At 64.3% G+C, this 12,764-nt stretch carries 1 protein-coding gene; it reads right to left on the bottom strand.

The annotated features are described in order from the left end of the window. Positions 1-220: 220 nt before the first annotated feature. Positions 221-12,718: a filamentous haemagglutinin family protein gene (locus U862_RS0107685; RefSeq protein ID WP_025109846.1), complete on the bottom strand. Its 12,498-nt coding sequence runs from the start codon at positions 12,716-12,718 to the stop codon at positions 221-223. Between the last annotated feature and the right edge of the window lie 46 nt (positions 12,719-12,764).

Below are 12,764 nucleotides of genomic sequence, written 5' to 3'. Positions count from 1 at the left end.
TCGACCTCGGTGTTGAATGTTCAAACGTCTTCGCGAGAAGGCCGTCAACCATGATCGCGGGTTCCTGGCCCGACATCCCCCACAAACAGGTGATGGCCGAGATGCGCGCACTCAATGCCGGGAACCTTGCGCATGCTCGACAAGCGAATCCCCAAGCCCCCCACGCCACTCAAAAAAAAGGGCGACCCAGTGGCCGCCCAAAGTACTGCACGAGAGTCTTTTATAGCGTCAGTTGTCCGCGCTCTTCCTCGGTCAACTGTTGTTTGGCCTGTTCATCCAGCACCCCTGCCCCCAGCACTTGCACCGGGCTGTTCGGGTTGTATCCAGTGGCCGGCGCACGGCTGGCGCCATCGCGCGACGGGGCGAGTTGCTCGTTGCCGAAACTCAGCACCTGCACCGTGAACACCGACGCTTGGTTCTGTCGCGCCGCCGCTTGCTGTTGGCGTGCCACGTCTTCTGCCGCTTGCGTGGCTGAAGAGGCAGCGGAACTGGCCGAGGTGATCGCCCCGGTGTTCACCGCTGCCACTATCGGGACGCCACTGGTCTTGCCTTGCACCGCGATGTTGGCGGCATTGACCACGGTCAGCGCGGCGATGTTGACGTTGCCCGATACGCGAATCCCCGCCTCGCCCGCATCAATGGTGCCCAGCGGCGCAATCAGGTCGATGTCGCCCGGCGCCACTTCGGCAATCGGGTTGAGCGTGGCGATACCGGCGCCGGTGCTCGGCACCGATGGCGACAGGGTCACGTTGCCCCAGGTGTCGTAGACGCGTTTGGGTGGGGTGTAGACCACGGTGGTTTTCGAGCCGCGACCGGCGTTGATGTCACCCTTGGCGGACCAGCCGAGAATCGAGCCACCGAAGGTGGTCATGATCCGGCTCTGCCCGAGCAGAATGCTGCCCTCGGAGTAGAGCTGAATGTTGCCCGAGCCCTGGGTGATGATCCCCGCCGTGGACGGCGGCGCCGCGCCTTCGATGCCGAACACCTGACCGCCGCCCGGCGTGAGCATCTGGATATCGCCGCCGAACAGGGTCTTGACCCCCGCGCCGCCGTACAGCGTGATGTCGCCGTCGTAGCGGATCGGATTGCCCGCCACGTCGGTGGTCGGGAACAGCGAAGCAATGGCGTTGCGGCCACGCAGGTAGCTGCCTTTGCGCGGGCCGTCGGCATCGTTGTATTCCAGGCCGCCGGCGCGCAGTTCGGCGAAGTACACCTGGCGGGCGAAGATCGCCTGCTCGGTCCTTGGCAGTGCGGCGAAGAAGGCTTGTGCCTGTTCTGCGTTGCCGCTGAAGCCGTAGCCGAGGGTCAGCCAGCTCTGCAGTTCGTCGAGGTAGGTCTTGACCACTTTGCCCGGTTGACCGTTGAGGGCCGCGTTCGGGTCGGCGAGGTTCTGCGGGCTCAGGTAACGGGCGATGAACCGTGAATAATCCGGTCCCTGTGCGCCTGCGCCGGCCTGCATCACGATGCTTGCACCGGAACGATGATCGCCTGCGGCGACCGGCCCGATGCTGGTGATGCCGGCGCGATCCTCCATCAGGATATTGCGTCCGGCGTTGATATCCAGAAGCCCCGGCCCTGCGATATCGAAGCTGCTGTACAGGATGTCGCGACCGGCGGAAATCCGCGAAACATCATGCAGATCGTTGTGAATCAGCAGGTTGCCTGACGATGAAATGGCTTCGTTGTTCCAGCCGATTTCCGACGGCGCCGTTGCCGGTTGGCCCAGGTTGGTGCCGGACGCCACGATATCGCGTCCGGCCAGCATCCAGACAGGCGCAGCGCTTTCGTACCAGGTGCGCAGCGAGGTGCCGAAACGCAAGGTTTCGCCGCTGCGAATGCCCACCAGATCGCCGGTCAGTGCGTAGAACCGGGCAGGTGCCTGAACGCCGCTGGTTCCCGAGTAACTGTCGGCACCGAATGCAAACAACGGATAACGCACGTTCAGACTCGGGGCAATGCCGTCGCTGTTGTAGTTGCTCATGTCCGGCCTGCTGGAACCGTATTGCGCATAACCGGTAAACGCCGGCGCGAACGGCGTGGCGATGGCGGACAGACTGGCGCCAGACTGGTTGATCGCGTAGCCGCCGGCATAGATCGAGTGTCCGGCCAGCATCTCCAGTTGCCCGTCGCTGGAAGGGGCCAGCACGATCGAGTAAGCCGCCGCGGCGGAAAATCCGCTTGCCCGGTAGGTGGCCGACGGGCCGGCATAGATGGAGCCCTGCCCCGCCACCGCGCGCAGGATCGATGGGTAGATGAAACGTCCGTCAGTGGGCGAAGTATTGCGGCTGGCCAATGGGCCCTGAGTGTCGGTTTCACCCAGTTGTGTGCCAGGCGTCAGGTTGCCCCCCGCCGAGAACAGATCAATGGCCGTGTGATGGGTCCACAGTGAGAAACCTGCCAATCCGCCACCGTCATGGGCGACGCCACTGGTATCGGTGAACGCTGTGGAGTTCTGCAGGCGCACCCGTCCCGGGTCGACCGCACCGCCCAGTACAAGATCGCCACGGGTAGCCAGGCGCATGCCGGAGTCACCCGGTATCAGCACCAGGCCACCGGACGCACTGCCAAGCGTCGAGGTGAACGGATCGAAGGCCCGGGTTTCACGAGGGTCCTGGAGGGAAGCGAAGGCACCGTATTGCAGATTGATACCGCCCAGCGCACCGCCCGACAATTGCGCGGCACCGCGCAGGTTGATCAATGCCCCCTGCAGATCATGATTCGGTGCGCCCGTACCGCTTTCCCCTGCCCGCGCCCGTAATGACGGGTTCAACGTGCCGCCGATCCGGATGTCCATGTCGCCGCCACCGGTCAGTTGCAGGCTGCCGTCGCTGCCCACCCTGCCGGTGCTGCCAACCGCCACGATCAGCCCCTGACTGCGTGGATTCAGGCTGCTGTCGCCCAACGACTTGAGCATGCCGCCATCGCCTGCGGCGCGCAGGCTGACGTTGCCGCCACCCAGTGCGCCGAATCCGGTGAACCCCACCAGATAAGGGCCAGTGTCAAAGTCCGGGTCGGGCAAAGGCTGCGTGGCATAGCTGCCGAAGTTGATCCACCAGGCCGTCGGTACGTCGTTGCTGCCCGTCCCCTGCCGCCACAACCAGTTACCCACCGAGACACTGGAAACCTGTTCGCGCAGGTCCGCATCACGAATGAATCCGCGACGCCCCAGGGTATCCCCCGAGACCGAGCCGCCCGCATTGATCGTCAGGTTACCGCCCAGCTCCGGGTACCAGGCCTGATAAAGACTGTCGCTGCCGCCATCGACCCACTTTTCATAGTCGGCGCCTTTGCTGCCGAGCACTGAGCCGTTATCCGTGAGCGCGCCCCGGCGCTGGTTGAAGCGCGGGTCGATATCCCGGGACTGAGTGCCCGCGGTGTAGACGCCAAAGGGCGAATCCATGCTCAGGTCACCGGCGGCCATCAGGTCCAGATCACCGGTGCCGGTGCGCAACACACTGAACATCTGGGTGTGCGGTGAAACGCTAATACCGCCCTTGTTCGGTGTGCAGGAGTTAGGGTCGGCATCACACCAGAACAGTTCGTCATCCGTGACCGGTGTTCCCGGCGGCATGCCGGCGATGTTGTCCACCGCCCAGAGGAACTTGGCGGGCGCGTTGCAGGCACCGGGCAGGATGTCGCACAAGTACAGTTCGTCATCGCTCACCACCTCCCCGGCCGGATAGCCCATCGGGTTGCCGTCGGCCCAGGTGGTATCGAGTTTTTTCTCCACCACTTTCAAACCGTAATGGGTATCGGCCAGGCGCAGGTTGCCTTCACGGGTCAACGGCTTCACTGCACGGTTGTCGGCGGCTTCCAGGTCAGACCCGGCCACCACCCGCATCGACCAGGACGTACTGCCCGATGGCAGCATGCTCGCCACGGCCCAGTTACTGCCTTGCTGCGTGGTGCTGGAATAACCGCGCAGCTCGATGAATGCCGTGCCGCTAGCCAGTACCACATCGGTCATGGACGGAATCAGCGAACCGCGCTGCAGCGCCAGTGCGCCACTCAATGTCACCCCGACCGTCTGATTGTCCACACCGACCGTACCCGGTAACGGCACACCCTTGGGCCAGAGCATGGCCTGCAACGCAACCGCACCGTTCAATCGGGTACCGGCCCCCAGGCGACTGCCGGCAGGCAGGATCACGTTGTCGCTGAGCAGCGTGCCGGCGGCGTACAGCAGATTGCCCGATGCGTCATGCACCGCGCCGGCCAACACAGTGCCGGCATTGAGCGAATAAGGGCCAGCCAGCGTCGCCTGCGTCGGCAGCAATGTGCCGCTGACCAGGGTCACGGCTTGTGTCGGCAAGTCGTAATTGAGCGCAATGCCCGCCGGGAACCGTGTGCCCTCGGCCAGTGTGACGCCGGTGCCCGGCACGATCAGGTCGCCGCCGAACGGCTGCACGCCCGGCAACAGCTTCCAACCGGCATCGTCGACCGTTTCCGGTGGTGGTGCGAAGCCGTCGTTGATGCTGCCGTAAATGTCGAGATTGCCACCGGCACGCATCACCAGGCTGCCGGACTCGCCGGAACCGTAGACCGAGGTTTTCTGTGTGTGCGGGTTGAGGCTGGCATATCGGTAGCGCGACAGGTCGATATCGCCTTCCACCACCAGATCGCCATCGGCGGTTTGGCTGGCAATCTCGACCCCGGGACGCAGGTGGAACACATCGGCATAGGTCGCGTTGTTCAGCCCCGCCAGTTTGCGTTGCAGCAAGTCGTTGTTACCCAGCGCGGCACTGATGAATGTGCTGCTGTCGCCATCGACGCGATCGAACAGCGCCTGATCGATCACTTGGTAAGGACGGCCGCTGGCCGCCGGATCGACGCCGTCACGCGCATCGGTATAACGACGCATGCCGTTGAGGCCGATGGAGCGTGCCCCCTGAATGTTCAGCGCACCGCTGGCATCGATGGCGATGTCGCCGACACCCAGGCGCGGCGCGTTGAGCTCCAGCGTACCGCGCGCCACCCCGTCGTTCTGCCCCGGCAGTTTGCCCGCCGTCGCGTCGGTGCCGTGGCGCACGTCGATCCGGGTGCCGGAGGCCAGGGTCAGCAATCCCTCGCCGGAATTGAGCTCAACCATGGCGCGGTTCGGGGCGTCGATGATCTTGCCGTAGCTGTCGACCCGCAGGACCCGACCATGGGCGTCCAGCATGGCATTGCCGGTAAGCGTCAGACCGTTTTTGCCAGACAGCCGGATGCTGCCGACCCGCTCGCCACTGGCGTCGATCAGACCGGCCACCGAAAGGCTGCCATTGTCCACCGAGACATTGATTTCACCGGCCTTGAGCCCGTCGCCGATCAGCAGGCTGCCCTCTTTGAACTGGAAACTGCGGCTGCCGAACACTTGCCCGGCGTTCAGACGCTGATTGAGCGCCGCGAATTGTCCGTTCAGGTCACCTCCCAGATTGCGGGCGCGGATATCCACACCCGCGGCCTTGTAGGGCACCCGCGTGCCGCCAGCATCGTAATAACCGCTGCTGGCGCCGAGGATTTCCCCCTGCAGATCAACCACGCCAGCGTTCTCGGCCAAGGCGACCGCACTGAGATTGCCGGCCTGGTTGTTCTGCGCCGACAGATCGATCCGTGAGCCCGCCGCCTGGCGAATATTGCCGCTGTGGCTGAAGAGCGACACGTCGCCGCCCCAGCTGTATTTCTTCACATCGTTGAACGGCAAGGTACGTCCGGCCAGATCCAGTTGTGCGTCAGTGGTCAGGGTCAGGTCATTTTCCGCTTTGATTACCAGCTTGCCGCTGGCCAGCGCGATACGGCTTTCGAGCACGACGTCATGGGCATCGAGTGTCAGTTCCGCACCCAATGCATTGGCCGCTCCTGAAACACCGGCGCCCTTCAGGGTCAGGCTGTCGCCGGCCTTGAGTGAGTTGACCGAAGCCGCTTCACCGGTCAACAGCGGTGTACGCAAATTGAGGTTGCCGCCGGTGTAGGCGTATCCCTTGAGTGGATCGTAGGCGCCCTGTTCCTGGTACACCGCGAGGCTGCCTTTGTGGTTGGCGGTAATGCGTTCGCTGGCCGTCAGATTGACGTTGGCGAAACCCAGTGCCAAACGATCATTCTGGTCCAGCCCGCTCGGTTGCGGGTTCGGGCCGTAGCCGAATTCGATGCGTTGTGCCTGGATATCCAGCGTGCCACGACCGGTCCCGGCGCCGCCGCTGACCACCGCACCCGGCGCCTGAGGCGCACCGTTCCAGATCAGACTGGCGGTGCGGATGGTTGCCACATCCGCAGCCTCTCCCAGGCCGTAGATCGCCGGCGTCGTCAGCACCAGGTTCTGCAGCTTGCTGGTGCCTGTCTGTGGGTCGAGCGTATCGAGCGTCACGCTGCCAAAGAAATTGAACGCGTCCCGAGCCGTCAGGCCGAGGGATTCCAGTGCCGGCGCACCGAACCGGGTATCGCCCTGAAGCAGACGGTCGAGCACGCGCTGGCTAAGTGTCAGGCCGACCGGCACACGTCCCGCACTGTCGGACAGTGCCTGAGCGTTCCCGACATTGACCGCGCCGACCGCCAGGCTCAGGTGCCGTGTACCGAAACCCACTGAATCCGCCAGTTCGAAGCGATTGTCGGTGGCTGCGGTGATGCTGCCTCTGGAGTACAGCGACGTCGCAGCCGTGCACGGTTCGACCGCGCAGGTACCGATGCGGATGCTGCCCGCGCCATCGGTTCCGACCGCCTTCGCCGGCGCCAGCATCGTGGTCCGGCCGTTGGACACCAGCAACACGCTGCCGGCCCCGGGCTGATAGACAAATCCGGCGGAGGAGTCGTAAGGCACGTCACCGCGATCCAGCGTGTTGATGCCTGCCCCCGCCTCCAGGGTGATGCCACCGTCGGTCTTCTGGGTTCGCAGCAACACCTCCGGTGCGGACAGCACCGCGCCTTCACGCAGGACGATGTGGGTGGAATTGCTGCTGCCGAAAGAAACGATATTGCCGCCAGAGCCATAATCCACCGTTGGCACGGCGCCAATCGCCAAGCGTCCGGCCCCCAGGCCATTGAGGCTGTCGGCGTACAGCGAAACGCCAATGAAATCCTCCGTGCGTGGCCGCCCTGCCCCCAGCACTTCGAGGGCACCGCCCGAGGCGCGAATGACAGCGGTTCCGGTCACGCCGTCCTCCGCTGGCTTGAACAGCACCTGGCCGTTGAAGTCCAGCGCCACCTCATGGTCTGCCGCGCTTTCAAAGCGCAGATCGAGGGTTTTGCCGTCCATCGGCGCCAATGCCCGTGGCACGCCACGACGTGCGGCATCGCTCTTGATGAACGCGCTGAAGCCGGTTTCGTTGTATTGCGAATAACGGCGCAGGACATCGGCCGAAGTCAGGATGAGCGCACTGTCAACGCTGTCGCGCAGACCGGTATTGGCAATCGACATCCGTCCGCTGGCAGCCCATGAACCGTTGCGCATCGGCAGTGCGCCGCTTCCCGGCGCCGCCGCGATCTGGCCATTGACCTCGACCCGGAACGCACCGGGCAACAGCGCGAACGTCGATGGCAGCAAGGTATAGGTTCCAGCCGCCAGGCCCGGTACGCCGACGCCGATGGTGATGCGTTGGCCGACACGGGGATCGACCGCCCCCGCCTCCGCGAGCACTGGCGCATAAAGGCTTTGATCGCCCGGCACAATGGCATAGATCGGGTTGCTCGCCAGCCCCGGCAGGCTGAACGTGCCGTCGCTGGCGTTACGCACCAGCGGGTTATAGCGCGCATCGGTGGAGCCGCCGCGCCCCGAAATGAACCCGGCCCCGCGCAAATCGCCACCGCCGGAAAGATCGACCACCGCACCTTGTGCGACATCCACGTATTGCGACTGCAGGGTCACCCCGGCCGAGAGACCGGCGATGCCTTTCAACAACACGGAGTTGCCGTTGTAGCGGTAGTCGATGCCGTCGGTGGTGCCACCGTAAGGCATGATCAGCCCGGCGCCGCTGACGGACGTAAGGCTGCCGGGCAGCAGATGGATTTCACGGGTCAGCACCGACTTGGTGCTCTCGCCCAGCGTGATCAGGCCCAGCGGCGCACGCAGCACCCCGCCCTGCTCGATACGGCTGGCGGCCAGCGTCAGCTCGCCGAACACCGAATAAGGCAATGCACTCGGCGCCGCGCCCTGCGCGAGGATCCGCAGCGTGCCGTCGGAAGGCGCCGTTTCCTGCTGGAAGCCGGCCCTGACCCTGGCTCTGGCGCCGGACACCGGATAGATCTGCGCCGCGCTCAAATTCAGGTCGCCCGCCGCCCACAAGTCGGTCAGGGGTTGTGTGGTCGAGGCCAGAAAACGCATGTCGCCCTGGCTGGCAAGCGACACCTGCGCAAAACCTCGGCGACCGACCTGCACCGAAGGCGCATTGAGTTGCACAATCGAGCCCAGCGTACCGAACGAAAGGCTGTTGCCGATATCCAGCAGGTTGGTCGACGCATTCAACTGCGCTGCCGACAGATTCGGAGTCGGTGCGTTCATGACCCTTGGACGAATGAACGCGTTAGAGCCGTAATAAACCCCGGGGCCCATCAGGCGCAGATAAGGTGCGGACAGGTTGATGCGGGCATTGTCTTTCGCCTGCTCGGCCAGGGACAAGGCACCGGCATACAGGCTCAGGCTCTGATTGAAATGCAAGTCGACATCGCCGTCGAATGAAATCAGTCCGTTGCTCAGCAGCCCGAGATTATCGAAACCGCCGCTCATCAAGGTGTCGGCACTCAATCGTGTGCGTCCGTAGACCAGGCCCGGTTCGGCGTCTCCGGGTTTCAGGCCGGCTGCCAACGGCGACTCGACCGGCCCCTGGCCGATCACGATTTCCCGAGGTAGACGCACCTCGTTAGCGGCCTCACCAATGCGGTACAACGGGGTTTCCAAGGCAATGTCCAGTCGACCGCCGGCAGCGCCGGTGCCACCGGCAGCCGCCCGCAGCTGGCCGTCGAGGAACAGGCCGTTGTAGGAACTCAGGGAGATCCGTCCACCATCGGTGGCAACCGCCGTCGGCCCCTGCCCGGCGATATCCAGCACCGCTGCGGCACCGGAGGCGTCCAGGCGGGCGCCCTTGCGCACGATGACGTAAGCATCGGCAGAGGTCGCTGTGGCTTTCTTCGCATCAAGCTCACCACCGATGACGATGCTGCCACCCTTGCCGACCTGACCGTAGACGCGTCCCAGTGCATCCACCGCCGTGGCGGCACGCGCGGCCACATCCAGTACGGCGTGCTCGCCGATCCAGATAGAACGGTTGTGCGCCTGTCGCGCAGCTTCTTGCTGGCTGTCGGCGGGGTCCACCGAACCGAACTGCTGCTGGCGAATATCGATGGTGCCGCCCCAGGCATTCAGCTCACCGTCCAGGGTGATCTGTCCGGGCCCGCGCAAGCCGATACGCTGGCCAGGATCGACGCTGATCCGTGCGCCGGTGCCGACAACCAGCGTGGACTTGACCGGATCAAGCAGATTGGGATTGCTCGATCCGGCCTGCAACGACAGGCTGGCGCCGCCGCGCTGAGTCAACACAGCCTTGGTCGGGTTCTCCTGGAACAACGTCGGCGTCCATAACTCCAGCGCCGTGCCTGGATCGACGCCGCTGACCCGTCTCGCCGCCTGAGCCCCGAAACGATAGACCGGCATCGTGACGTCGATCTGTGTGTCGTCGACGACGCTCAGCCCGTTCAGACCGATGATGCTGTAAGCCGAAAACCCTTTCTCGAACAGGCTCGGTGACAACTGCAGGGTCGAATCGGCGAGTTTTTCGTCCGGCTTGCCGATCAGCACCTTGCCGGCTTGCAGCAGCAGCGTGCCGCCACCGCTCACACCGTAACCGCTCAAGTCGCCATCAAGACGCAGTGTCGCCGTGTCCGCAACGGTGTTGGCGCTGGACTCCAGCGTCAGGCTGCCGCCCTTGCCGCCCCGGGTCTTGCCGTTCGCCAGCACTGCGCCGCCGGACGAAACGTCCAGCAGGCTGCCGGCCTGGACATCGATATCGCCGCTGCTGCGGATCGAAATCAGACCACCGTTCAAGTAAGCCAGGCCCGCACCGTCATCCGGGTTGGTGGCCAGGTTGCTCCACACGCCACGGGTATCGAGTTGCACGCCTTTGGCCACGGTCACCCGGGTCGGATGCCCCGCAGGGGCGGTGATCTGGGTATCGGTCGTGGAGTTGGTCTGCAACTGATTGAGCACGTTGCCCAAGTGCAGACTGCCACCCCGGGCGATCAGATCGGCATTGACCTGCACATCCGGGCCATACAGGGTGATGTCGCCTCCGGCATCGACCGCCAGCGCCTGATTGACGTCGATACGGTCCCGGGCCGCAACCTTCAATGCACCCAGGTGCCATCCATTGAGCTGATCGGCATCGAGCAACAGCTTGCCCTTGCGGCTCTCGGACACTGCCGAGAGCAAATCCGGGACGCTGTCACCGCTCGGTTTATCAGCACCGATCTGCACGTGATCAAGCAATGGATTGAGGCCGTACAACAAGCCCCCGGCCGACGCGACATAGGCCGGATCGTAACTGCCGACGATCAACTGCCCGCGTCGCGCCAGCGCGGTCTGGCTCTGCTCATAACCGTCGAGTACCGCGCGCGGCGTCTGGATCTGGCGTTCGCCTTGGTAGACCTCCCCGAGCATCTGCCCGTCGAGCAGCGCATTGCGGGTCGCGATCACCAGTTGCCCGGCATCGCGGCCCACGGTGTAACCCGACTCCTGGCGACGGGGCGGGGCAATCAGCGGGCTGAAGTAATAGTCGGTCTGCCCCCAGCGTTTGCTGCTGTCTTCATAACCTTTGTACAACCCGGTGTAGAGAATATCCCCCGGTGCCCGCGAGACTTCGTACAAATGCCCATCGGCACCCCGCAGCCAGCTCTGGCGGATCTCTCCGCTTTGCACATCCAGGGTGCCGCCGGACAGGTTGATCAGCGAGCCTTTTTCGGTCACCACATCGTTGCCGGCAAAACTGACCATCCCGCCCTGCGCCATCCACTCCCCAACACCGTGGCCCTGGGTGCCCAGATAACCGCCGACCTCCAGCAGTCCGCCGGCGGTGTACCAGCGATCGGTTGCATAGCCGTTGGTGCCGGCCGGCACGTACACCAGTTCGCGCACATCGACCCACACATCATTGCTGTTGAGCGCGCCCTTCTCGCGGTTGACCGACGAATCGCGCTGCTCGTTGCCCTGCACGTTGATCTTGATGTTGTTGGATTGCATGGCGACCTTCACGCCCATGGCCCCCGACACATCGATCAGCGCACCATCGCGTACCAGGCTGCGGAGCCCTGCCGTGACGGCGACCTGACCGCCGGTGGCCAGAGTGATCGAACCGTTCTGGAATTCGACACTGCCGCCACTCTGGATATCGATGCGCGACTGGTCGCCACGCACCCTGTTGTTGGCGTTGACACCGGTCAGCGCGGCTTTGTGCTGGCTGTCGAGCGCCGTCAGGTCGCTGCTGTCGAGCATGATCGCCGTGGCACTGCCCTGCCCCAGCGTCACGCTGCCGCCGGTATCAGTGGCCGGATTGAGCAAGTGAAGGGTGCCGCGGGTCGACACGGAGGTGCTGGCCAGCAGCACACCGTTCTGCTGCACATCGTGGCCGGTCAGAGTGATGTCACCGGTGGCCGCCTGGATCAAACCATTGTTGCTGACCTTGCCGGCGCTGCTGTCGGCCTTGAAGCCCGGGATGACTTCGTTGCCGAAGGTGGTGGAAAAACCATTGCCCTCGGTGCCCGAGCCTTTGCGGATATAGAAACGATCGCCAGCGCCGAGCACGGTCTGGCCTTTGGCGGTGTTGATACTGCCGTCGTTCTGCACCTCGTTGCCCAGCAACAAGGCATAGCCGCCGGCATCGGTTGACGTGGCGGGAGCATGCGTCTGAATCGAAGCGCCGCGCTCCACCCAGACCTTGCCGGCGGCTTGCGTGAAGGTCGGCTGGCTGCCGCTACTGTCGAAGTACAGACCGCGATCCCTGAACTGGATGTCGGTGATAGTGGCTGCCGCCGCCACCAGGTTGCGCACGTTGACCTGACTGGTGCCACTGAACACGATGCCGTTACGGTTGATCAGCATCACCGTACCGTCACCCTTGATCTGGCCCTGGATCTGGCTTGCCCGCGCGTTGGGGTCGTTGACCCGATTGAGCACCGCCCAGTTCGACTGCTGGGCGAACTCGACCGTGGTGTTGCGTCCGACGTTGAAGGTTTCCCAGTTGAGGATCGCCTTGTCGGCGGTCTGCTCGATCCGCACATTGGTCTTGCCATCGACCTGGGTCTGCTGCGGTCCCTTGGCGTTCTGCCAGCCTTGGGTGAGGCTGTTGTCGACCTTCAAGCCGCCTTCGCCCAGACCGTCCGGCACCCATTGGACGGAACCCGATGCCACTGCGCGCCCGGCAGCCTGAGCGGCCTGCTGCGCGGCAATCGCCGCCACCGTGTTGTTGAGTGTCTGCAACGAACGCTGCAATTGCTGATTGGCCCTCTGTTGCTGCGCCAAAGGGGGCGTCATCCCCGGCAGACCGCCCGCACCGGAACCCGAACGTGCGGCGGATTGCTGTGCGGCACCCTTGGCGGCAAACCAGCCCGAACTGAACGCTGTCTGCGCGTGCGCGCTGCCCGCCACCAGGCACAACGCCACGGCCTGCGCCAGCGGCTTGAGCAGCCACAGCGCCGGGTCCACGGCTTCACGTCGGGAAGATTGAACGTCGGTACGGCGGCGGGATGGGCGAGCAAGCATCACTACGAGATCCTTTTGATGGCCACAGGTCGGCAACAACCTGCTG

Origin of the sequence: Pseudomonas sp. H1h, from assembly GCF_000633255.1 — a bacterium.
In the GTDB taxonomy this organism is placed as follows: Bacteria; Pseudomonadota; Gammaproteobacteria; order Pseudomonadales; family Pseudomonadaceae; genus Aquipseudomonas.
This window is presented reverse-complemented; position numbering and strand designations above follow the sequence as displayed.

Coding starts and splice junctions, on each gene's coding strand:
- U862_RS0107685 (WP_025109846.1), bottom strand. CDS start 12,718: ATGCTTGCTCGCCCATCCCGCCGCCGTACCGACGTTCAATCTTCCCGA.